This window comes from Shimia sp. NS0008-38b (genome assembly GCF_040370365.1).
Lineage (GTDB): Bacteria > Pseudomonadota > Alphaproteobacteria > Rhodobacterales > Rhodobacteraceae > Shimia.
The window spans coordinates 483090-504282 of sequence record NZ_BAABWQ010000004.1 but is presented as its reverse complement, the minus strand read 5'-3'; the positions used below and the strand labels follow the sequence as shown (position 1 = coordinate 504282).

Genomic DNA, 21193 nt, shown 5'->3' with positions numbered 1-21193 from the left:
GTTGTTAACTGTCGGCAGAATGGAATGTTTTGTTCATTCGGTCAAATTTAATTGCATGTTGTTACCTAATTTTCGCAATTATCCCCCTGAGGTTGCATTTTGTAAGCTTTTGAGGATGAGAGATTGAGCACGCACCGCAAGCGAAGATGCTAAGAAGAGTAGTATTGGATAGGTAAATGCGACTATTTGGCATTTATAGCGCGAATTTTATGGAGTATTGTCCATCAACTGAACAAGTGAGGTGCCGATGACATCTGTTGCCACAGCAAAAATTGATTTGGCGCCGCACAGTGCAGCATTTGCCGCTGATCCTTATGCCACATATGCGCTGATGCGGGCTCTGCCGGGGGCGTATTACTACGAAGAGATCGACACTTGGATGTTGACCCGTATGGCGGATGTGGAAGCCGTTGCCCTGAACAAAACGATGCTGCGCAACAACGAAGCGTTTGTCTCGGAAGAGGCCCAGAGGGCGCAGCAAAAGGCGCTCAATTTTCACGACATGCCGCACCATGAGCGGTTTGTGCAGGTGAATTTGCTGGAAAGCGAAGGCGCAACCCATGATCGGTTGCGTAAAGTGGTGTTTCGTGAGTTCACACCGGCGATGATTTCACGGCAACGCGAGGCCATTCAGAATTTTGTCGATGGCTTGCTTGATCACCTGTGTGAGCGCGACGAGATCGATTTTGTGGATGACTTTGCCGCGCATGTTCCGGGCCATATCATTGGTCGTGTTCTGGGAGTTCCTGATGAAGACTGCCCGCAGCTGCGCCACTGGTCTGAAGAGGTGGTCCGGTTCTTTGATCCGGGACGCGGGGATGCGGATAAGGCGCGGGCAGAGCAGGCGACCAAAGCGTTTTATGAGTATCTACTGACCCTGTTGGCTGTGCGTGAAAAAGCGCCCCGAGAGGACCTGCTATCCCGTCTGATTGCCCATCGCAACGAAGGTCGTTTGAGCCAAGACGAGTTGGTGTCGACCGCCATGCTGATCCTGATGGCTGGGCATGGTTCTACGATTGATGTGTTGGGCAGCGGCATGCATGCGCTTCTGACATTCCCGGATCAACACGCCCGATTGCGGGCAGATCCTGGCTTGATGAAAACCGCGGTGCAAGAGATGTTCCGTTTTGACTCGCCCTTACCGTTTTTCCATCGTTTTGCGACCGAGGAAACTGAAGTGGCTGGGCAGTCTTTTCCGGCGGGGACGCGGTTTGGCTTATTGTATGGCGCCGCAAACCGGGATCCTGCCCGGTTTGAGAATCCAAATCTGTTTGATGTTGGGCGGATGCCAAACAGGCATATGGCCTTTGGGGGGGGTGCTCATTTTTGCTTAGGAAATCATCTCGCCAGACTGGACATGGATGTGATTTTCAGCTCGCTCAATCGACGATTTAGAACCATTGCGCTTGCCGATGAGCCCGTCGTTTACAAACCGGGGTTGTCGGTGCGTGGCCCCAAAGCCCTGCGCGTGGCTTGGACACGTGCGTAGCCAATACCAAGAGGACCCTCATGATCAAACTGACTTTTGTACAGGCTGACGGAAGCCGCATTGCGGCGCTCGCTGAAGCGGGTGACACCGTCATGCAGGCTGCGGTGGCCGCAGGCGTTTCCGCCATTGCTGCTGAATGTGGGGGAGCCTGCGCCTGTGGCACATGTCACTGTGTGATGACGCCCGAGTGGGCCAAACGGTTGCCTGCGGCGGCGGCGGATGAGGTCGACATGTTGGAATTTGTGATCGATCCGCAGCCAAACAGCCGGTTGAGCTGTCAGGTCACAGTGGATGAGCTGATGGACGGGATCGAAATTCACGTCCCTGAAAGTCAAATTTAAGACCGTGCACGCGCCTTTCACCAGTTCCGAGATTGTTTTTGCGTCGGAGCCTGAGGGTGTGACGCTTTGGCCCTACCGAGTGTCAGTGGCAGGGCGCACAATCGCGCATGCTGAGGAAGGCGTGGTGCGACGCAACTACCATCAACATGTTTGGATTTACACGTTGGAGGGCGAGGGGGCTGTGGATGTGGCCGGAACGCGTCATTTGGTGCATCCAGGCGCTGTGACTTGGATTGATACGGCGCAGGTCTATGCGCATGGGGCCGGTGTTGGCACGCCTTGGCGGTATCTTTGGATGTCGGTCTCTGGATTTGAGTTGGATGCGCATTATGCGCAGTTCGGGCTTTCTGGTGATCCAAGTGCCTTGGTGCCTGAACAGGTTGGTGCTTGTTTTGAGACCGTCGTGGAGGCGTTGCTTGCCGACGGTGGAAACTCTGTTGCGCAGATCAATGCAGCAGTGTCGCAGGTTTTGGCCGCTTTTGCAGCCGTGCGCGGACATGCCGTGCCGCTGGCGCAGGATGCGCATATCTCAGGGCTGGTGAGCGCCTTGCGAAAAGACATCACGCGCACTTGGACCATTGCAGATATGGTTGATTTGACGGGCGTTTGTCAGTCGCACATGTTCCGCCGTTTCAAAGCGCATACCGGAGTCAGCCCAATTGTTTGGCTACGCCGCGAGCGGATAACACTAGGGGCCTTTCTGCTGCGCAGCACCAATGAGCGGATTGGACAAATTGCGGCGCGTAGCGGCTATGCTGATCCCTTTCATTTTAGCCGGGATTTCAAACTGGAGAACGGCTGTGCGCCGCGTGTGTACCGCGCACAGTTTCGCAACGGTTCTTAGAGCGCACACCACTCAGCGTTGTCGCGTGAGGAACGCTGGCAAGCGTCAATGAAGCGCATACCCGCAACCCCATCCTTAAGCGTGGGAACATCATGCGCCACCTCAACGCCCAAGAGATGTAATGCAATTTCCCGATAGAGCGTGCCAAAAGCCTCAAGGTAACCCTCAGGATGGCCCGCGGGAATGCGTGAGACGCCGTTGGCAGCGTCCGTAGCACCTGCGCCTGCACGGGTGAGGCGCTGTTCCACACCGCCAATGGGCGTAAAGATCATCTCATTGGGTCGTTCTTGTGCCCAAGACAGACCACCTTTGGTGCCGTGAATGCGCAATTTAAGGCCATTTTCGCACCCGGTGGCGACTTGGCTGGCAAAAATCGATCCGCGTGCGCCAGAGGCAAACCGCAGTAAGATATTGGCATTGTCATCCACCTGTCGTCCGTCGACAAAGCTTGAGAGATCGGCTGCCAAATGAGAAGCGTTTTGGCCTGCCACAAACGTTGCGAGGTGGTAAGCATGTGTGCCGATGTCGCCAATGGCCCCCGCGCCCCCTGTGCGGGCGGGATCCGTGCGCCATGCGGCCTGTACATTGTCTGCATCAGGCGCGCGTGACAGCCAGTCTTGTAGATATTCAGCATGTACCAAGCGGAGGTCACCCAATGTGCCATCTGCGACCATTGACTTGGCCTGACGGATCAAGGGGGAAGCGCTGTAATTATGAGTCAGAAAGAACTGTGCATCGTAATCGGCGCATTCGTTGGCAAAATCCTCTGCTTGAGCAAGGTCGGTTGTGAGAGGCTTGTCGCAGATCACATGAATGCCCGCTTTCAAAAAGGCGCGCGCGACGGGCAGATGCATGTGATTGGGGGTGACGATCGAGACTGCGTCGATGCCACCTTCAAGCACACTCTCTTGTGCCGCCATGTCCTCATAGGATTTGTAGCTCCGCGCAAGTCCAAGCGCATCGGCGCTGCGTTTTGCCTTGTCGGGTGTAGATGACAGACAGCCTGCATCGAGTTGCCAGCAACCATCAAGGCGTGCGGCGATGCGGTGGACAGCGCCAATGAAAGCGCCTTCACCGCCGCCAACCATTCCAAGTTTTAAGGTGCGCATGTGGTCTCCTACAGTCCGAGCAGGGCTCGCGTTTCGTCTTTGTTCAGGCCGCTGTCTGCGAAATCGTCGAACGCCTTCTCGGTAACGTTGATGATGTGATTGGTGATGAAGGGCGCGCCTTCGGCGGCGCCGGTGGCTGCGTCTTTCAGGCAGCATTCCCATTCCAGAACCGCCCAACTGTCATAGCCATATTGCGCCAACTTGGAGAAAATCCCTTTGAAGTCAACCTGACCGTCGCCAAGCGAGCGGAAGCGGCCGGCGCGTTGCAACCATGGCTGATACCCGGAGTAAACTCCCTGGCGGCCATCGGGGCGGAATTCAGCGTCTTTCACATGATAAGCGGAAATGCGTTCGTGGTAGATGTCGATGAAGGCCAGATAGTCGAGCTGCTGCAGCAGGAAGTGGCTTGGGTCGTAGTTGATCGTGCAGCGGGCATGGCCATTCAGGCGGTCCAGCAGCATTTCAAATGTGGCCCCGTCAAAAAGGTCTTCGCCGGGGTGCAGTTCAAAGGCGATGTCCACACCGGCCTCGTCATAGGCGTTCATCACCGGCAGCCAGCGCTTTGCAAGTTCATCAAAGGCCTCTTCGATCAAGCCAGCGGGACGTTGTGGCCAAGGGTAGAGGTAAGGGAATGCCAAGGAGCCCGAGAAGCTGACCGAGGCGGTGAGGCCAAGGTTTTGCGAGGCTTTGGCGACCTTAAGCAGCTGGTCCTGCGCCCAGTCTTGTCGGGCTTTGCCGTTGCCATGCACGGAGGCCGGAGCGAATCCATCAAATTGTTTGTCATACGCGGGGTGTACCGCAAGCAGTTGTCCCTGAATATGGCTCGACAGTTCGGTGACTTGTAGGCCGCGATCGGCCAACATTCCTGTCACCTCATCGCAATACGTTTGCGATGAGGCTGCCTTTTCAAGATCAAAGAGCCGCGGATCACCTGACGGAATTTGCAAACCTTTGTACCCAAGCCCAGCGGCCCAATCGGCAATGGATTCCAATGAGTTGTAGGGCGCGTCGTCTGAAGCAAACTGCGCTAGAAATAATGCGGGGCCCTTGATGTTGGTGGGCATCAGTTCTCCTCCAGTTCCATGATGGCAAAGGCGTGATCCGCCTCAAAGGGCGCAGGTCGGTCGCAGGTGGATTGGATTGTCACTGCGTTGCCGGTATCACCGGATTGTAAAATGGCGCCCATCACCTCAACCACATGCAAGGCTAAGTCGTTGTTGCAGCGGTGTTGGTGTCCATCGCGAATTGCCGCTGCCATATCGGCCAAGCCTGCACCGCGATAGTTCGCGTTCTCACCGTCGTTTGGTTTGGAGAAGGGGTGGCCAGAGGAAATCAACACCTCAGAGCCATCTCCCTTCACAAGGCGAAGCTGGCCGCCGAAGAAATTCGGATCAGGCACGTAGAGGGTGCCGTCAAGCCCATAGAGTTCCATGTTGTTGTGCTCATGAGATTGCACGTCCCAGCTGGTGCCGTAACTGATGATGGCACCATTGGCGAATTTCAGGATGGAGTGCACTGTTGTCGGGGTTTCCACGGGAACCTGTTCGCCGTCACGTGGACCGCAGGCGATGGTGCGCTGTTTGCGAGGCGTGCTCGACATTGCCACAACACTGGCGACCGGTCCAAGCAGCTGTACAAGGTTGGTCACGTAGTAGGGCGCAAGATCAAAGATTGGGCCGGCACCCGGCAAAAAGAAGAAGTCGGGGTTTGGATGCCAGTGTTCCATCCCACTGCTCATCACGTGAATTGTGCCGGAGGTGATCTGGCCAATGTCGCCATTGTCGATCATCTCACGCGCCTTTTGGTGACTACCTCCCATGAAAGTGTCCGGAGCGGAGCCAATGCGCAGGTTTTTGTCAGCTGCAAGCGTTGCCAGCTGCGCGCCTTCATCTGCGGTCAGAACAAAGGGTTTTTCCGAATAGACATGTTTTCCCGAACGCAGAATGTCGCTTGAGACTTCAAAGTGCGCGGCGGGTATCGTCAGGTTTACAACGATCTCGATACTGGGATCAGCCAAGAGGGCGTCAATCGTTAAGGCGCGCAAGCCAAATTCCTCTGCCCGGGATTTCGCAACCTCGGGGTTTATGTCGGCGCAGGCGACAACCTTATAGTCGCGGAAAAACCTGCCCATGCGCATGTAGGTGGCTGAAATATTGCCGCATCCAATGATGCCAACGTTCACTGCAGAGCTCATGATCAGATGTCCTTCATGTTGGCGATCGAAACAGCGGCAAACCGATCCGCATCATTTGGCTTGTCCTGTTCTGCGACCAAAATGGCGTTGGGAGCTTGGTCGCGGATTTGAAGGATCAGTCCTGTCCAGTCCATGATGCCTTCGCCAATGTCAGACCAGCCGTCTTCGTCCAGACCAAGGCCCTCTTTGGCGATGTCTTTGACGTGTACCGCAATCAGTCGGTCTGCCCATTTCGTGACGAGGGGAGCAGGATCCAGCCCAGCACGGGCAACCCAACCAAGATCGGCCTCCCAACCAATGTCGGGCGCGGTTTCCAGGATGACCTCCATGGGGTAACTGCCATCTGGCAGCTCTTCAAATTCAAAATCGTGGTTGTGCCAAGAGAATGTTTTGCCAGTCGAGCGTACCTTTGTGCCGATCACTGTCAGCTCATTGGCAAATGCGATCCACCCGTCTTTGTCTTTGGGGCGCGCATCAGGCGCAAGGAATGGGCACACGATGTGTTTGATGCCGAAGGTGTCGGCCAGCATCACAACGTTGTCAAAATTGTCGCGCAGATCGTCCATTCCAAAGTGACCGCTTGGCATTGTGAGGCCATTTGCGGACAGCGCCTCTGCGAAGCTGTCCGGATCGCCATAAACGCCGCCGTATCCTTCGACGCTGGTATATCCCAGGTCTGCAAGCCGTGCGAGAAAGGTTTCTTGGTTCGCGACTTCGCGCGAGGAGTACAATTGGAAAGAAAAGCTCATAAAGAGGCTCCAAGAAATGGCCGTCAGAGACGGTCTTCGGTGGTTTTGTCAAAAAGAGATCCCTGAGCAGGATCGAAGCCGATGCGCATCGTATCGCCAGATGTGACTTTGGCCTGACCATTGATGCGGAACCGGAAAGGGCTGTTGGCAAGGGTGGTGTAGACAAGTGTGTCAGACCCCATGGGCTCGACCAATTCGACGACAATCTCTGCCGTGAAAGGTTGAGCATCAACATCGGTGCCGGTCACAACAGATTCTGGCCGAATGCCCAGCCACGCCGGACGGTCAGTCAATTGGCCACGCGAGGTGTGATAGTCAGAGAGGGGGAATGTGTTACCTCCGCTGCTGAACGACGGAGACTCACCGCCAGACAACTGGCCTTCAAAGAAGTTGATCGAAGGCGAGCCGATGAATCCTGCCACATATTTGTTGGACGGGCGATTGTAGACTTCTGCAGGTGAGGCGATCTGTTGCACCACACCGCCGCGCATGATGGCGATGCGATCCGCCAGTGTCATGGCTTCGACCTGATCATGCGTTACATAGATCATGGTGTTGTCCAGTTTTTGGTGCAGAAGTTTCAATTCCACACGCAGATCAGCCCTTAGTTTTGCGTCGAGGTTGGAAAGCGGCTCGTCAAACAAGAAGACATCAACGTCGCGCACTAGCGCGCGACCTATGGCAACACGCTGACGTTGGCCGCCTGACAAAGCGGCCGGTTTGCGCTTTAACAACGGTTCGATCTGCAAAACTTCGGCGGCGCGGGCCACACGTTCGGCAATCTCCGGCTTTGGCACGCGAGCGTTCTTCAGGCCAAAGGAGAGATTGCCCTCGACGGTCATTTGCGGATAGAGCGCATACGATTGAAACACCATGCCGATGCCGCGTTCTGAGGGTTCTTCCCACGTGACATTGCGCCCACCGATGTGGATTTCCCCGTCGGTAACATCCAAAAGCCCTGCAATGCAGTTCAGCAAAGTTGATTTTCCGCAGCCCGATGACCCCAGCAGCACGAGGAATTCGCCTTGGCTGATCGTTAGGTTGAGATCTTTGAGAACTTCGACTGCGCCAAAGCTCAGTTTCAAGTCTTTGATTTCAATGCTGGTTTCTACAGTGGGCACAGCGTTGTTCACGACGTCCGTAACCAGTTGGTCATCCAGGTCGTTTTTGGCGAGAGTTGTTTTTCCCATCGGATTATCCTTTCACCGCGCCAGCGGCGATGCCGCGCACGAAGAGTTTGCCTGAGACGAAATAGATGACGAGGGGCACAAGCCCGGTCAGCATCGTCGCGGCCATATTCACGTTGTATTCTTTGACGCCCTGCACCGAGTTGACGATGTTGTTCAGTTGGACCGTCATTGGATAGGTGTCGGGTTTGGTGAAGATTACGCCAAACAAAAAGTCATTCCATATGCCGGTGACCTGCAGAATGATTGCCACCACAAAGATCGGCAGCGCCATCGGCAGCATGATCTGGAAGTAGATCTGCCAGAAGCCTGCGCCATCAACCCGAGCCGCTTTAAAAAGTTCTTCGGGCACGGAGGCAAAGTAGTTGCGGAACAGTAGGGTGAGGATGGGCATACCAAAGACGGTGTGTACAATCACAAGACCCCAGATACTGCCCATCAGGCGGATTTTTGTGCCGGTGATCAGGGATAGCCCTTCGCCGGCTTCGCGCAGCAGGATCACCATGGGATAGATCATCACCTGATAAGGGATAAAAGCGCCAAATATCAGGATGGTAAAGAACACCTCCGAGCCCTTGAACTTCCACAGCGACAGCGCATAACCGTTGACCGAGGCAATGGCGATGGAGACAATCACGGATGGGACAAGGATTTGCACCGAGTTCCAGAAACCGCGAGACAAGCCTTCGCAGTTGATGCCGGTGCATGCTTCGGCCCAGGCCTTGACCCACGGCTCGAAGGTGATTTCCACAGGTGGGGCAAACACGTTGCCCAAGCGGATCTCCGGCATGCCTTTCAGCGAGGTTACGATCATCACATAGAGCGGCAGCAGATAGTAGAATGCCGCAACAAGGAGTGTGCCATAGAGCATAATGTTGGTCGGCGTGAGGCGCTTTCGAGGCTTGGCGCCACGCGGTGTGGCGCGGACGTTGGTGGTTGCATCAGTCACGGCGTTTGCCTCCGAATTCGAGATAGGCCCATGGGATCAGAACAACGAGGACCGAGAGCAGCATCATGGTGGAGGCTGCGAAGCCTTGGCCAAGGTTTTGAGCTTGGAACATTTTTTCGATGACGTATTTTGCGGGGACTTCGGATGCGATGCCCGGCCCGCCCGAGGTTTGCGCCACAACGAGATCGTAAACCTTGATTATTCCCGCCGCGATCAGAACCAGAGCGGTCACAAAAATCGGGCGCAACATTGGGATGACGATAAAAATGTAGGTTTTCCAGACCGGAATACCCTCAACACGCGAGGCTTTCCAGATGTCTTCGTCAATGCCACGCAGGCCAGCGAGCAGGATCACCATGATGAAGCCGGAGCCTTGCCAGATCCCTGCAATCAGGATGCCGTAGATAACGATGTTAGCGTTGTTGAGCGGATCGAAGGCGAAGCTTTCCCAGCCCCATTTTTGAATCACACCCTGAATGCCAAACTGCGGATTCAGGATCCACTGCCAAACAAGACCAGTCACAATGAAACTGAGAGCAAACGGGTAAAGGAAGATAGTGCGGAACACGCCTTCGCCGCGAATTTTGCGATCCAAAAGGGCCGCCAAAACAAAGCCGATCACAAGGCTCAAAACCAGCGAGCAGATACCATAGATCGCGAGATTCTCGATGGAGACAAGCCAACGGCGCGTGCTCCAGAGGCGTTCATATTGATCCAGTCCCACCCATTTGTCGGGCGCTGGCAGCAATTTGGATTTGGTGAACGAGTGATAGATTGTCCAAAGAGTACAACCGATAAACACCACCAGCGCGGTGAATATCATCGGGATCGCGGCGAGTTTCGCCGTCATGTTTTTGAAGAGGCGGTTGGGCCGCTTGGCAGTAGTCCGGGGGGACTCCGCCTGTGCGCCGTCAGTCACAGCCATGGCTTGGGTCTCCAGCCTGATGCGTCTGAGTGCGACTTACATCAGGTCCGATTGGGGAAATTGGGGCAGAGGAGGGCAGAGCCCGCGTGTTGCGGGCTCTGCAATCGGCGGATTAGTCCGCTTCTGCGATGATTTCGGCGTATTTCGCTTGCGCGTCAGCAGCCGAGTAAGACGGATCGTTCCAGAATTCGACCATCAGGTCTTCGATTTGACCTGCAGTGTCCGGGGACAAGGTCTGGTTGCCATCCGGTAGGATATTTCCGCTGGCAAGAATTGCCAAACCCTTCTTCATGCAGTCGTTTGCGGTAGCAAGATCGACATCGCCACGCACTGGTAGGGACCCTTTTTTCAGGTTGAAGTTAACCTGAACTTCTGGGCTCAAAAGCAGTGAAGCAAGTTCTTTTTGCGCAGCTTCTATTGCTGGGTCATCCTGTTTGGGGAAATAGAACGCGTCCCCGCCTGTGGAAATCACCTCATTTACTCCCAAGCCAGGGAGGCAGGTGTAATCTTCGCCAGCGACTTGATTAGCAACCTGGAATTCGCCCTGCGCCCAGTCACCCATGATCTGTGCGCCAGCTTTACCAGTGATCACCAGATTTGTGGCTTGGTTCCAATCTTGGACGTTGGAGTTCGCGGCCATGGCGCGTGCGGTTGCCGCAGCTTCGAAAACCTTAGCATATTCAGCGCCAGCAGCGACTTCGGCATTTTTGTCTGCGTTTACGGCTAGCCAAGCGTCCTGACCAGCAATTGCCACTGTCATAACACCAAATGCTCCGGAGGACTGCCAAGCCTGCTGACCCATCGCGAGCGGAATTTTACCTGCGGCTTCGAGAGCGGGGGCAGATGCGACAAATTCGTCCCAGTTTGATGGCACGTCGGCGCCTGCATCAGCAAATGCCTGATGGCTGAGCCAGATCCACTGCCAGGAATGGATATTGACTGGGGCGCAGTAGATTTTGCCGTCAACGGTACAGCTGTCCAGAAGCGACGTTGGGTTCACAATGTCTTTCCAGCCTTCGGCTTCCGCAACATCGGTCAGGTCTAGCATGAGGCCTGCCTCGATCAGCTCTTCGGCCTGACGACCGTGATTGAGCTGGGTTGCGTGCATCGGATCGCCGCCAATGATGCGGCTGACAATAATTGGTCGCGCGGTCCCACCTGAGCCGGCAATTGCGCCGTCGACCCAATTGTTACCTGTGGCGTTAAACGCCTTGGCGAATTCAGAAACAGCTGCGGCCTCGCCACCTGAGGTCCACCAATGTGTAACCTCGAGATCCGCGGCAGAGACAGCACCTGCTGCGCAGACTGCGACAGCCGCAGTTGTGGATTTGTAAAAGTTCATTTTTTCCTCCCTAAGCGGGTCGTTGTGACCCTTCTGTAATCGATTACATGTCCTCCCAAACAACTTGCTGTTTTGATGCATGGATGCCGAATTCGGATCATCGCGCACATTGACAGCGAGTTGTAATCGATTACATATCGGTAACTTCCGAAAGGAAATTGAGTCAAGAAATAATTCGAGGCGCGAATAAATTGTGAAGCAAACTTTGCCGAAGTTGGTGGATGTAGCGCGGATTGCAGGGGTGTCGACAGCCACCGTTAGTCGCGTGCTTAATGATCCGTCTGTGGTGTCGGAATCGACACGAAATGCGGTTCTGGAGGCCGTTAAAAAGACCGGCTACAGAGTGAATCGGGCCGCGAGAAACCTGCGTACGAACACCTCAAAAACCATTCTGGCATTGGTGCCCAACATTTCTAACCCGTTCTTCTCCAATATTTTATCAGGCTTAGAGCGGGAGTTGAGTGCGGCAGATTACAACCTTCTGCTGTCTGACAGCGGCGATGGGCCAATGACGACGGAACAGATTCAAGGATTTGTGGCTGCAGGACATGCTGATGGCTTGATTGTTCTTGATGGATCCATTGCACTTTCCGATTTAGAAGACACGCAAGCCGTGTTTCCAAATTGTCCAATTGTTTTTGTCTGTGAGTGGGTGCACGGCTTCAAAGGACACTCGGTTCGATCCGACAATGCCGGAGGGATTCGCGTTTTGGTGGATCATTTATGGGAGTTGGGGCACCGCCGCTTTGGCCATTTGGCAGGTCCGTCCTCAAACATATTGTCACATGAACGTCGGGAGGCATTCGAGGCGCGCTTGTCAGAACTGAAAGGGGAAGTCCGACCCGACTGGATCGTGCAATGTGACTTTTCGATTGCCGGAGGGCTCAGTGCCGCAGAGGTTGTGAAAGATCTGAAGGACGGTCCCACTGCCTGGATATGCGCGAGCGACCAGTTGGCCTTTGGTCTTATCTCCGGTTTGACAAGGGCGGGACAGCGCGTGCCGTTGGAAATCTCGGTCACAGGGTTCGACAATATTGAGATGGCCGAAGTGTTTAACCCGCCTCTCACAACTATTCACCAGCATCGAAACAAATTGGGGCACAAGGCGGCTCGGTGTTTGTTGGATCAAATTGCACAAACGTCCGACACATCGGACGGTGATGTTCATACGCTGCCGGTATTTTTGGTTGCTCGCGAAAGTACTGGGCCGGTTTTTCAGGCCTAGGAATTAGCCGCCAGTGTGACTCATGTGGCGGGTCATTTGGCCATCCACCTGCTGGCGGGAATAGTCAAAATCATGTCCTTTAGGCTTTAATGAAATGGCGTTGCGAATGGCATCCTCCAATACCATGTCACCCTCGCTGGCGCGTAAAGGTGCGCGCAGGTCTGCCATGTCCTCTTGACCCAGACACATGTAGAGTTGTCCGGTACATGTCAGACGCACGCGGTTACAGCTTTCACAGAAGTTGTGGGTCATAGGTGTGATAAAGCCGATCTTTTGGCTGGTTTCTTCCAGCCGGACATAGCGTGCTGGGCCGCCGGTGCGCTCGGGGAGGTCGGTCAATGTGTAACGTTCACTCAACGTGTTACGCAGATCGTCAAGCGACCAATATTGATCCAAGCGGTCTTCGTTTCCCAAATCGCCCATGGGCATTACTTCGATCCAAGTCATGTCCATGTCACGCTCCGCGCACCATTCCGCCAACGTGAACAGCTCGTCCTCGTTGAAACCTTTGAGCGCAACGGCGTTGATTTTGATGCGCAGGCCAGCCTTTTGCGCGGCATCCAGACCGCGCATCACTTGAGGCAGTCGGCCCCAACGGGTGATCTCGGCAAATTTGGTCTCGTCAATTGTGTCCAGCGAGACGTTGATGCGCCGCACACCACAGGCGTAGAGTTCATCGGCGTATTTTTCCAGCTGCGATCCATTGGTTGTGAGAGTCAGCTCCTTCAGCGCACCGCTTTCTAGGTGCCGCGTCATGCCTCTAAAAAAAGTCATGATGTCCCGACGTACCAAAGGCTCGCCGCCAGTGATCCGTAGTTTCTCAACACCAAGGCGCACAAACGTTGAACACATACGATCCAACTCTTCGAGCGTCAGAAGCTCTTTCTTCGGCAGGAAGGTCATGTTCTCCGCCATGCAATAGACACAGCGAAAGTCGCACCGGTCAGTGACGGAAACGCGCAGGTAGGAGATTGCGCGGTGAAACGGGTCAATCAATGGAGCAGTCATACACCATAGTTAGTCCCCGATTGCGTCCACAGCAAGAGCGCCAAAAGTTGTAGATGTATTTTGGCACAATATGCTGGCCGACCAAGTCTAGGCGAGGTGCTTGGAGGCCTCTTTCACGGCAAAAGGCTTCATGTTGTCGCTATGGGTGGCCAAGAAGGCGCGTGTTCGATCCGGATCGTGTTTGGACAGGTCGCGCAGCCACCAAGCAACGGCTTTTTGGATGAACCATGTGTGATCCTCGGCATAAGACGCCGCCCAACCCAAAACACGGTCTCTGATCTCCAGATCTAGGGGCTTGGGGAAGTTTTGTTTGGTCCAGGGCAGGGTGATTACGAGAGCGGCGCGGCGTGTCCACATGTGATCTGACGTGGTCCAAGTCTCAACAGTATCGATGCGGGTCGGATCGGCCATCAGGCGACGTTGGCCCGCCATACAGACGTGATCAGCAATCGCCCAGCTGTCAAAGTCACGTACCCAATCGCAGATCAATTCCCAAGCGGCGCTATCTGGACGGAGACGGGCTTGGGTGAGTGTTTTTGCCGCGACAATGCGCGCTTCAAAAATATCAGTGCTCCAGAGCTCGCTCGCAAGCCGCACTCGGTCCTCAACACCAAGGCTCTGACGCCAAGTTTTGCTGAGCTCGTTCAGTGCGGGATTGGCAACGCCAAGCACAGGCCGCGTCTGCTTGTGATAGGACGCCATCCCTTCGGCACGGTCGGTTTCAGCGTTCGATTTTAGGGCTGCAAGAGCGTCCTCAAGCGTCATCATTCTACCGTCACGGATTTGGCGAGATTGCGCGGCTGATCCACGTCGGTGCCTTTGGCGACCGCAGTGTAATAGGCCAGAAGCTGTGCGGGGATGGCATAAAGAATGGGAGACAGCACCGGCGGAACTTGTGGCATCCGGATTGTGTCCCAAGTGCCATCAGCGCCTTCTTTGAGACCGTCCGTATCGGTGATCAAAAGTACCTTACCGGCGCGCGCCATAACCTCCTGCATATTGGAGATCGATTTATCAAAAAGTTCGTCATAAGGCGCCATCACCACAACGGGCACATGTTTGTCGATCAACGCAATGGGGCCATGTTTGAGTTCGCCGGACGCATAAGCTTCAGCATGTATATAGCTGATTTCCTTTAGTTTTAGGGCGCCCTCAAGGGCGAGGGGGAACATGCGTCCGCGCCCCAAAAACAAAATGTCACGCGCCTCTGAAAGCTTGCGTGCAACGTCTTTGATTTGTGCTTCTGCAGCAAGCGCTTGATTGATCAGGCCGGGCATAGCACGTAGGTCGGAGAGGTGTTTTGTCATCTCCTCGTTCGTCAACTTGCCGCGATCTTTGGCGGCCTTGAGTGCCAGCATTAACAACACTGTCAATTGGCAGGTAAACGCCTTGGTTGATGCGACACCAATCTCTACGCCTGCCAAAATGGGAAGTGCCAGATCGCTTTCCCGAGCAATTGAACTTTCAGGAACGTTGACCACAGACACAATACTCTGCGCCTTGCCTGCGCAATAGCGGAGTGCCGCCAATGTGTCCGCTGTTTCGCCCGATTGTGAGACAAATAGTGCTACCGTTCCTTCGGTAACCGGTGGCTCACGATAGCGAAACTCCGAAGCGACATCTACTTCAACCGGCAGTCCGGCGATCTGTTCGAACCAGTATTTCGCGGTCAGGCAGGCGTAGTACGCAGTGCCACATGCAACCATGGTCAGCCGATTGATTTGGGTGAAATCCAGGTTTGTGTCTGGCAGAGAAACCGTATTCCCGTCTTGAGACAGATAATGGTCGATGGCATTGCCCAACACCAATGGCTGCTCGCCAATCTCTTTGGCCATGAAGTGTTTGTGGTTGCCTTTGTCGACCAGTGTTTGGTCGATGTTGATGGTCTTCGCTTCGCGGGTAACCTCCGCGCCCTCTGCGTCGAATATTTGCAAGCTGGTGCGGGTGAGAACAGCGCTGTCACCCTCATCAAGATAGGTGACCTCGTTTGTGAGCGGCGCAAGAGCAATCGCGTCAGAGCCTACATACATTTCTCCGTCGCCGTGCCCAATTGCCAGTGGCGAGCCTTTACGGGCCGCCACGATCAAGTCGTCTTCGCCTTCAAAGAGGAAAGCAAGCGCGAACGCGCCGTCTAGGCGGCTTAGAGTTTTAAGGGCAGCTTCAATGGGGTGCATGCCGGATTGGATGTATTTTTGCGTCAGAAGCGCGACGGTTTCTGTGTCGGTTTCTGTGACGAAAGAAAACCCATCGTTGGACAATTCTTCGCGCAGATCTCGGAAGTTTTCGATGATGCCATTGTGCACCACCGCCACGGGACCGGCCTGATGCGGGTGGGCGTTGGACACGGTCGGCGCGCCATGAGTGGCCCAACGCGTGTGGCCGATACCGGATTTACCGCGCAGTGGCTCATGTACCAATAAATCGGACAGGTTGACCAGTTTTCCAACGGCGCGGCGACGATCCAAAACGCCATCATTCACAGTCGCAATACCCGCGCTGTCATACCCGCGGTATTCCAGCCGTTTCAGCGTTTCGACCAGCAAGGGGGCTGCTTCATGTGAGCCAAGAACACCTACAATACCGCACATTATTTGGCACCCGAAGTCAGTTTTTGTTTCTTTTTCTTTAACATTTCAAACAATTTTAGTGCAACGCCGGGTTTGTTGGTTTGCTCCGCACGAGATAGCGCCAGTGCGGTGTCTGGGACGTTTTTAGTGATCACCGAACCTGACCCGGTCATGGCTTCGTTTCCGATAGACACAGGCGCGACCAACATGGTGTTTGAACCAATGAAGACGTTGTCTCCGATATGGGTGTGGTGTTTCATCACTCCGTCGTAGTTGCAGGTGATTGTCCCGGCGCCAATGTTGGTGCCCGCCCCCAGGGTCGCATCGCCAATATAGGAAAGGTGATTGACCTTTGTCCCTGTGCCAATCTGCGCATTTTTGATTTCTACAAAGTTACCGATGTGAACATCTTCAGAAAGTTCGGCCCCGGGGCGCAAGCGGGCATAAGGGCCAACCATGGTACCACGAGAGACATGACAGCCTTCCAGATGTGAAAATGCACGGATGGTGGCGCCGGATTCGATCGTCACACCCGGACCAAACACGACGTTCGGTTCAACGGTGGCGTCGCGGCCAATCGCCGTGTCAAATGATAGAAATACCGTGTCTGGCGCGGTGAGTGTCACCCCGTCTTCTAGCAGAGCAGTACGCGCATTTTTTTGATAGATAGCTTCTGCTCCGGCGAGGTCTTTACGAGAATCCACCCCCAGGGTTTCCGCCTCGTCACACTTCACGGCAGTGACTTTTGCGCCGCGCGCATTTGCAAGCTCTGGCACCTCAGTGAGGTAATACTCACCTGAGGCATTGTTGTTGCTGAGTTTCGCGATCAGATCAAACAGCAATGTTGCATCACACGCCATCAAGCCTGAGTTGGTGAAACGAATTTGGCGTTCTTCTTCTGTTGCGTCTTTGTATTCAACAATTTTCGCTAGACGATCCCCGTCCATGACCAATCGACCATAGCGTGGTTGGACCTGTGCGATGTCAAAGCCGAGCACGACAACATCGTGATGGCGGCGGGCAGCGATCATGCGCTCAAGCGTTTCGGGTTTCAGAAAAGGCGTGTCTCCAAAGAGCACAACCACGTCGCCTTTAAATCCTTTGAGGGCCTCGCGCGCTTGGTCCACAGCGTGGCCGGTGCCCAGCTGCTCGGTCTGCATTAACACTTCGGCGGTGTGATCAAACTCCAATGCAGCCGCCTGCACCTGATCTGCTTGATGACCCGCGACCACGATGGTGCGCTCGGGTTCAAGTGCTGCGCCAGTGCGCATCGCGTGATGCAGCAATGGGGCGCCTGCGATAGGGTGCAGAACTTTTGGCAGGTCCGAGTTCATCCGTGTGCCTTTGCCTGCGGCTAGGATGACAAGTGCAATGCTCATTTGTTTTCTCTTTGTATTTCGTTGGGGGCCGTTTTATCGGAGTGCGTAAAGGGTGCAAGGCCATAGGCCATCAATTCAGATTGCGCCCTGTAACAGCAATGCGCAAGAACTTGCGCAATAGGGTATGGAGCAGCCAATGAAAACAGTGGTTTTTGATCTGGATGGGACGTTGGCGGACACAAGCGGTGATCTGATTGCGGCGGCGAATGTGTGCTTTCGCGATATGGGACATGCTGATGTTTTGTCAATTGAGCAGGACGCCGGTGTGGCGCTGCGCGGCGGGCGGCGTATGCTGACCGAAGGACTGACACGACTTGGCGAGATGGATGAGGCGGTTGTGCTTCGCTACTACCCAGTTTTGTTAGAGGCTTACGGCGGCGCGATTGCAGAGCACTCTTTCATCTATGAGGGGGCGATGGATGCGATAGAAGCCCTCAAGTCTAAAGGCTATGGCGTGGGCGTCTGCACGAACAAACCTGAAGGCTTGGCACAGCAGTTGTTGGTCGCTTTGGGCGTGCGTGACGCGTTTGGGGCTCTGGTGGGGGCGGATACGCTGCCTGTTCGTAAACCTGATCCAGCTCCGCTGGTTGAAACGGTGCGACGCTTGGGAGGCGATCCGGCCATGACCACATTGGTGGGCGACAGTGATACAGACCGCAATACGGCCAAAGCTGCCGGGGTGCCGAGCATTTTGGTGACCTTTGGGCCAAGCGGTGAGGATATGGCGGCTCTTGAGCCAGAGGCGTTGCTGCACGACTATGAGAGCCTTCCTAAGGTTGTGGACCTTTTGTTGGGCTAAAAACGCCCGCAGATTGCGGAGCTTTGATCTTTGTCCTAATGCTTGTGACAAGAAGACAGGTGGCGAGACCCTTATGAGCGACGTTTTTACCGGAAACTTTACGCAGCAAGAGCCGATTTCTGAAGAAGGCATCGCGGCGGCTGTTGCCGTGATGCGCAGCGGGCGGTTGCATCGCTACAATCTCACTGAAGACGAGGTTGGCGAGGTTTCGGCTTTGGAACAAGAGTTTGCCAGAAGTGTTGGGGCAAAATACTGCCTCGCAGTCGCGTCAGGTGGATATGCGATGGGCTGTGCTTTGCGGGCCATGGGTGTGGGGGCGGGCGACAAAGTGTTGACCAACGCCTTTACATTGGCGCCCGTTCCCGGTGCGATTGCCAGCGTGGGGGCAGTGCCCGTGTTTGTGGGCGTCACTGAAGCATTGGTAATTGACCTCGAAGATCTCGCCGCCAAGGCAGATCAGGCGGATGTGCTGATGTTGTCGCACATGCGGGGCCATATTTGTGACATGGAGGCCTTGATGGCGCTTTGTGACGCGCATGGCATTCGTGTGATTGAGGATTGCGCCCATACGATGGGCGGTGGATGGAAAGGCATTCCGTCGGGCCGATATGGTGCACTGTCTTGTTATTCCACGCAGACCTACAAACATATGAACTCTGGTGAAGGTGGCTTGTTGGTTGGCGATGATGCTGAATTGATGGCGCGGGCCACAATACTGACGGGCAGCTATATGTTGTATGGACGCAATGGCGCGGTGCCTGAAGCAGAGGTATTTGAGGCGGTGAAATACGACACGCCCAACGTGTCAGGGCGTATGGACCACCTAAGAGCCGCAATTTTGCGGCCGCAGTTGCGGAACTTGGATCAGCAAGTGGCCGCATGGAACGCCCGACACGATGTGATTTTAAACGGTCTGCGTGGGACGCCGGGCTTAGCCGTGGTTGAGCGACCCGAAGGGGAGCAGTACGTCGGCAGCTCAATCCAGTTTTTGTTGCTGGATTGGGCCGAAGAGAAAATCCACGACGCGCTTGCGAGATGCGCCGCGCGGGGTGTGGAGTTGAAATGGTTTGGAGGAGCAGAGCCTGTGGCTTTCACCTCGCGCTATGACAGCTGGCGCTATGCGCCAAGCAACCCAATGCCAAAGTCAGACCGAGTCTTGAAGGGCATCGTTGATATGCGAATTCCGCTGACCTTCTCTGTGGAGGATTGTGCTTTTATCGCGCGGATCATCCGCGCCGAAGTGGGTGCGGTGTTTCAGGCGGGCTGATCCTTAAAGAACGTCCAGCACAGCTTCGGGTGGACGCCCAATTGCGGCTTTGTTGTCGGATAAAACAATCGGACGTTCAATCAGGATCGGGTTTTCGGCCATCGCGGTCAGCAAGGTTGCATCGCTGTCGGTTTTGGACAGACCCAACTCTTTGAAGCGGGCTTCTTTGGGGCGCATCATGTCGATGGCCGCGCCGCCCAAACGCGCCAAAACCTCTTGCAATTCCAAAAAGGTAGGAGCGTCTTCAAGGTAGCGGCGCACGGTAACTGCGCCTTTGTCTTCTAACAGCGCAAGAGTTTGGCGTGATTTGGAACAGCGTGGGTTGTGCCAGATTGTGATCATAGCCAGTCCTCTCGTTTGCTGCCAACCGCCTCGGTGACATTGGAAAACCCGTCGCGCTTTAGCAATGCGTCAAGGTCACGTACGATGGTTTCTGCCAGCGAGAACCCACCATAGACCAGAGCGGTGTAGAGTTGCACAGCAGAAGCCCCCGCACAGATTTTCGCATAAGCTTGTTCGCCAGAACCAATGCCGCCTACACCTACCAGTGGCAGTTTGCCCTCTGTGAGCTGTGAGAGACGGGCGAGTACGCGGGTGGATTTTTCAAAGAGCGGTGCCCCAGAGAGCCCCCCCATTTCGCCCTTATGCGCACTTGCCAAACCATCACGTGAAAGCGTGGTATTGGTGGCGATAATTGCATCCACTTTGGTCGCAATCGCGACCTCGGAGATCTCCGCGATTTCGTCCTCAGAAAGATCGGGTGCAATTTTCAGGAAGACAGGAATTTTTTGCGCCAACGCGTCGCGGGTCTCCATGACACCAGACAGCAGCGCCGAGAGGGCGGCTTTGCCTTGAAGATCACGCAGTTTTTCGGTGTTGGGCGAGCTGACATTCACAGTTGCGAAGTTTAGATGTGCGCCGCAATGTGCCAGCACACGGGCGAAATCTTCGGCACGGTTGTCGCTGTCTTTGTTGGCCCCAAGGTTCAGACCTATGATGGCATCTTGCGGCCGATTGGAGAGACGTGTGGCAATAGTTTCCATGCCGTCGTTGTTGAAGCCAAATCGATTGATCGCCGCCCGGTCCTCTGTCAGGCGAAACAGGCGAGGCTTTGGGTTTCCCGGCTGTGGGCGGGGCGTCGCTGCGCCAACTTCAACAAATCCAAAGCCAGATTTCGCCAACCCTTTCAACGCAGTGGCGTTTTTGTCAAACCCTGCTGCTAAGCCAACGGGGTTGCACAATTTGAGCCCTGCAATTTCAGTTTTTAAACGGGAGGAGGTGATCTTTCCGGGCGCGTTGGCCAGCCCCATTTGCAGGGCTTGAAGCGCCAACCCATGCGAAGTTTCTGGATCAATGCTGCGCAGGACTTTCATGCCCATGGTTTCCATCATGCGGCTAAGTGACATCACAGTAGCCCTGCAGGAAATTGATGTATTCCAGAGATCAAAGGCAAGGGTTGTGCCCATGTCACATCTGAAAGACGCAAGTCACGGTACAGGTGAGGGAATTTCGCGCCGCCGCGAGACACTTCCCACTTCAAGGCCTCGCCCAATGGATCCGTCTCAACCGCCAGCAAAAAGAGGTTTTCTTCCCCAGCGAAGTGCTTCGCAGCGGTTTCAGCCGCCTGCTCTGCGGTGGAAAAGTGCACGTAGCCATCAGCCACATCAATCGGCGCGCCGGGGGTTTGCCCGTCTTCGCGCAGGGCCGACCATTCGTCGGCGCGAAATATCTTGAAGATCAGCATAGGGTTGCTCATGCAACGCGCATGGCGCAAGGTCAAGCGGCGTTATATTCTGTTAAGCCTTTGACATTTGCGGGG

The 21193-nt window shown here is 55.0% G+C and carries 21 protein-coding genes; 6 read left to right on the top strand and 15 right to left on the bottom strand.

Translation table 11 applies throughout. From position 1 onward, the window contains the following. Positions 1 to 247: 247 nt before the first annotated feature. Genes ABWV47_RS19225 through ABWV47_RS19215 form a run of 3 tightly spaced genes read left to right on the top strand, consistent with a single transcriptional unit; the run spans position 248 to position 2674 of the window. The gene (locus tag ABWV47_RS19225; protein WP_353314875.1) at positions 248 to 1489 is read left to right on the top strand and encodes a cytochrome P450; all 1242 of its coding nucleotides are present in this window, start codon (positions 248 to 250) and stop codon (positions 1487 to 1489) included. Between the two features lie 20 nt (positions 1490 to 1509). Next, positions 1510 to 1830 carry a 2Fe-2S iron-sulfur cluster-binding protein gene (locus tag ABWV47_RS19220; RefSeq protein WP_353314873.1) on the top strand — a complete coding sequence of 107 codons (321 nt, stop codon included), beginning with the start codon at positions 1510 to 1512 and terminating at the stop codon, positions 1828 to 1830. A 4-nt stretch (positions 1831 to 1834) separates the two neighbouring features. Beyond that, on the top strand, positions 1835 to 2674 hold the full coding sequence (locus tag ABWV47_RS19215) for a helix-turn-helix transcriptional regulator (protein WP_353314871.1): 840 nt from the start codon (positions 1835 to 1837) through the stop codon (positions 2672 to 2674). On the opposite strand, the gene ABWV47_RS19210 is transcribed toward ABWV47_RS19215, so the two are convergent. The 8 genes from ABWV47_RS19210 to ABWV47_RS19175 all read right to left on the bottom strand — a co-directional run bounded on the left by ABWV47_RS19210 (position 2671) and on the right by ABWV47_RS19175 (position 11129). Continuing rightward, positions 2671 to 3783, bottom strand: coding sequence for a Gfo/Idh/MocA family protein (locus tag ABWV47_RS19210; protein WP_353314869.1), 1113 nt, complete (start codon positions 3781 to 3783; stop codon positions 2671 to 2673). The genes ABWV47_RS19215 and ABWV47_RS19210 overlap by 4 nt on opposite strands. Positions 3784 to 3791: 8 nt before the next feature. Continuing rightward, positions 3792 to 4847 carry a sugar phosphate isomerase/epimerase family protein gene (locus ABWV47_RS19205; protein ID WP_353314867.1) on the bottom strand — a complete coding sequence of 352 codons (1056 nt, stop codon included), beginning with the start codon at positions 4845 to 4847 and terminating at the stop codon, positions 3792 to 3794. Next, positions 4847 to 5977 (bottom strand): Gfo/Idh/MocA family protein, encoded by a 1131-nt coding sequence (locus ABWV47_RS19200; RefSeq protein WP_353314865.1) that lies wholly within the window; start codon positions 5975 to 5977, stop codon positions 4847 to 4849. The genes ABWV47_RS19205 and ABWV47_RS19200 overlap by 1 nt, the downstream gene beginning before the upstream one ends. A 2-nt stretch (positions 5978 to 5979) precedes the next feature. After that, complete coding sequence (locus ABWV47_RS19195; RefSeq protein ID WP_353314863.1) at positions 5980 to 6726, bottom strand: sugar phosphate isomerase/epimerase family protein; 747 nt, start codon at positions 6724 to 6726, stop codon at positions 5980 to 5982. Positions 6727 to 6749: 23 nt separating this feature from the next. Beyond that, entirely contained in the window at positions 6750 to 7916 is a 1167-nt protein-coding gene (locus tag ABWV47_RS19190; RefSeq protein WP_353314861.1) for an ABC transporter ATP-binding protein, read from the bottom strand. Positions 7917 to 7920: 4 nt separating this feature from the next. Further along, on the bottom strand, positions 7921 to 8862 hold the full coding sequence (locus tag ABWV47_RS19185; protein WP_353314859.1) for a carbohydrate ABC transporter permease: 942 nt from the start codon (positions 8860 to 8862) through the stop codon (positions 7921 to 7923). Next, on the bottom strand, positions 8855 to 9787 hold the full coding sequence (locus tag ABWV47_RS19180; RefSeq protein WP_502959724.1) for a carbohydrate ABC transporter permease: 933 nt from the start codon (positions 9785 to 9787) through the stop codon (positions 8855 to 8857). Before ABWV47_RS19180 ends, ABWV47_RS19185 begins: the two co-directional genes overlap by 8 nt. Positions 9788 to 9899: 112 nt before the next feature. Beyond that, positions 9900 to 11129 carry an ABC transporter substrate-binding protein gene (locus ABWV47_RS19175; protein ID WP_353314857.1) on the bottom strand — a complete coding sequence of 410 codons (1230 nt, stop codon included), beginning with the start codon at positions 11127 to 11129 and terminating at the stop codon, positions 9900 to 9902. 193 nt (positions 11130 to 11322) lie between these two features. Here ABWV47_RS19175 and ABWV47_RS19170 point away from each other — a divergent pair, with 193 nt between their 5' ends. Continuing rightward, positions 11323 to 12354: a LacI family DNA-binding transcriptional regulator gene (locus ABWV47_RS19170; protein WP_353314855.1), complete on the top strand. Its 1032-nt coding sequence runs from the start codon at positions 11323 to 11325 to the stop codon at positions 12352 to 12354. Between the two features lie 3 nt (positions 12355 to 12357). On the opposite strand, the gene moaA is transcribed toward ABWV47_RS19170, so the two are convergent. The 4 genes from moaA to glmU form a co-directional block, all read right to left on the bottom strand. Then, a complete protein-coding gene (moaA, locus tag ABWV47_RS19165) occupies positions 12358 to 13362 on the bottom strand; it encodes a GTP 3',8-cyclase MoaA (protein ID WP_353314853.1) in 1005 nt (334 codons plus the stop codon). A gap of 87 nt (positions 13363 to 13449) precedes the next feature. Next, positions 13450 to 14127: a DNA alkylation repair protein gene (locus ABWV47_RS19160; protein WP_353315228.1), complete on the bottom strand. Its 678-nt coding sequence runs from the start codon at positions 14125 to 14127 to the stop codon at positions 13450 to 13452. Continuing rightward, the gene (glmS, locus tag ABWV47_RS19155; protein ID WP_353314851.1) at positions 14127 to 15950 is read right to left on the bottom strand and encodes a glutamine--fructose-6-phosphate transaminase (isomerizing); all 1824 of its coding nucleotides are present in this window, start codon (positions 15948 to 15950) and stop codon (positions 14127 to 14129) included. The genes ABWV47_RS19160 and glmS overlap by 1 nt, the downstream gene beginning before the upstream one ends. Then, entirely contained in the window at positions 15950 to 17308 is a 1359-nt protein-coding gene (gene glmU, locus ABWV47_RS19150) for a bifunctional UDP-N-acetylglucosamine diphosphorylase/glucosamine-1-phosphate N-acetyltransferase GlmU (RefSeq protein ID WP_353314849.1), read from the bottom strand. Before glmU ends, glmS begins: the two co-directional genes overlap by 1 nt. A gap of 136 nt (positions 17309 to 17444) precedes the next feature. Between glmU and ABWV47_RS19145 the strand changes: the two genes are divergently transcribed. Together ABWV47_RS19145 and ABWV47_RS19140 are read left to right on the top strand one after the other, a co-directional pair. Further along, entirely contained in the window at positions 17445 to 18107 is a 663-nt protein-coding gene (locus ABWV47_RS19145; protein ID WP_353314847.1) for an HAD-IA family hydrolase, read from the top strand. Positions 18108 to 18180: 73 nt separating this feature from the next. Continuing rightward, a complete protein-coding gene (locus tag ABWV47_RS19140) occupies positions 18181 to 19374 on the top strand; it encodes a DegT/DnrJ/EryC1/StrS family aminotransferase (protein ID WP_353314845.1) in 1194 nt (397 codons plus the stop codon). 3 nt (positions 19375 to 19377) lie between these two features. Here the strand turns inward: ABWV47_RS19140 and arsC are convergent, their stop codons facing one another. From arsC to ABWV47_RS19125, 3 genes are read right to left on the bottom strand one after another with little or no spacing between them, the layout of a single operon-like run. Further along, entirely contained in the window at positions 19378 to 19716 is a 339-nt protein-coding gene (gene arsC, locus ABWV47_RS19135; protein ID WP_353314843.1) for an arsenate reductase (glutaredoxin), read from the bottom strand. Further along, complete coding sequence (locus tag ABWV47_RS19130; RefSeq protein ID WP_353314841.1) at positions 19713 to 20780, bottom strand: quinone-dependent dihydroorotate dehydrogenase; 1068 nt, start codon at positions 20778 to 20780, stop codon at positions 19713 to 19715. Before ABWV47_RS19130 ends, arsC begins: the two co-directional genes overlap by 4 nt. Continuing rightward, on the bottom strand, positions 20780 to 21118 hold the full coding sequence (locus tag ABWV47_RS19125; RefSeq protein WP_353315227.1) for a DUF952 domain-containing protein: 339 nt from the start codon (positions 21116 to 21118) through the stop codon (positions 20780 to 20782). The genes ABWV47_RS19130 and ABWV47_RS19125 overlap by 1 nt, the downstream gene beginning before the upstream one ends. Positions 21119 to 21193 lie beyond the last annotated feature (75 nt).

Coding starts and splice junctions, on each gene's coding strand:
- ABWV47_RS19225 (WP_353314875.1), top strand. CDS start 248: ATGACATCTGTTGCCACAGCAAAAATTGATTTGGCGCCGCACAGTGCA.
- ABWV47_RS19220 (WP_353314873.1), top strand. CDS start 1,510: ATGATCAAACTGACTTTTGTACAGGCTGACGGAAGCCGCATTGCGGCG.
- ABWV47_RS19210 (WP_353314869.1), bottom strand. CDS start 3,783: ATGCGCACCTTAAAACTTGGAATGGTTGGCGGCGGTGAAGGCGCTTTC.
- ABWV47_RS19205 (WP_353314867.1), bottom strand. CDS start 4,847: ATGCCCACCAACATCAAGGGCCCCGCATTATTTCTAGCGCAGTTTGCT.
- ABWV47_RS19200 (WP_353314865.1), bottom strand. CDS start 5,977: ATGAGCTCTGCAGTGAACGTTGGCATCATTGGATGCGGCAATATTTCA.
- ABWV47_RS19195 (WP_353314863.1), bottom strand. CDS start 6,726: ATGAGCTTTTCTTTCCAATTGTACTCCTCGCGCGAAGTCGCGAACCAA.
- ABWV47_RS19190 (WP_353314861.1), bottom strand. CDS start 7,916: ATGGGAAAAACAACTCTCGCCAAAAACGACCTGGATGACCAACTGGTT.
- ABWV47_RS19180 (WP_502959724.1), bottom strand. CDS start 9,787: ATGGCTGTGACTGACGGCGCACAGGCGGAGTCCCCCCGGACTACTGCC.
- ABWV47_RS19175 (WP_353314857.1), bottom strand. CDS start 11,129: ATGAACTTTTACAAATCCACAACTGCGGCTGTCGCAGTCTGCGCAGCA.
- moaA (WP_353314853.1), bottom strand. CDS start 13,362: ATGACTGCTCCATTGATTGACCCGTTTCACCGCGCAATCTCCTACCTG.
- ABWV47_RS19160 (WP_353315228.1), bottom strand. CDS start 14,127: ATGACGCTTGAGGACGCTCTTGCAGCCCTAAAATCGAACGCTGAAACC.
- glmS (WP_353314851.1), bottom strand. CDS start 15,950: ATGTGCGGTATTGTAGGTGTTCTTGGCTCACATGAAGCAGCCCCCTTG.
- glmU (WP_353314849.1), bottom strand. CDS start 17,308: ATGAGCATTGCACTTGTCATCCTAGCCGCAGGCAAAGGCACACGGATG.
- ABWV47_RS19145 (WP_353314847.1), top strand. CDS start 17,445: ATGAAAACAGTGGTTTTTGATCTGGATGGGACGTTGGCGGACACAAGC.
- ABWV47_RS19140 (WP_353314845.1), top strand. CDS start 18,181: ATGAGCGACGTTTTTACCGGAAACTTTACGCAGCAAGAGCCGATTTCT.
- arsC (WP_353314843.1), bottom strand. CDS start 19,716: ATGATCACAATCTGGCACAACCCACGCTGTTCCAAATCACGCCAAACT.
- ABWV47_RS19130 (WP_353314841.1), bottom strand. CDS start 20,780: ATGTCACTTAGCCGCATGATGGAAACCATGGGCATGAAAGTCCTGCGC.
- ABWV47_RS19125 (WP_353315227.1), bottom strand. CDS start 21,118: ATGCTGATCTTCAAGATATTTCGCGCCGACGAATGGTCGGCCCTGCGC.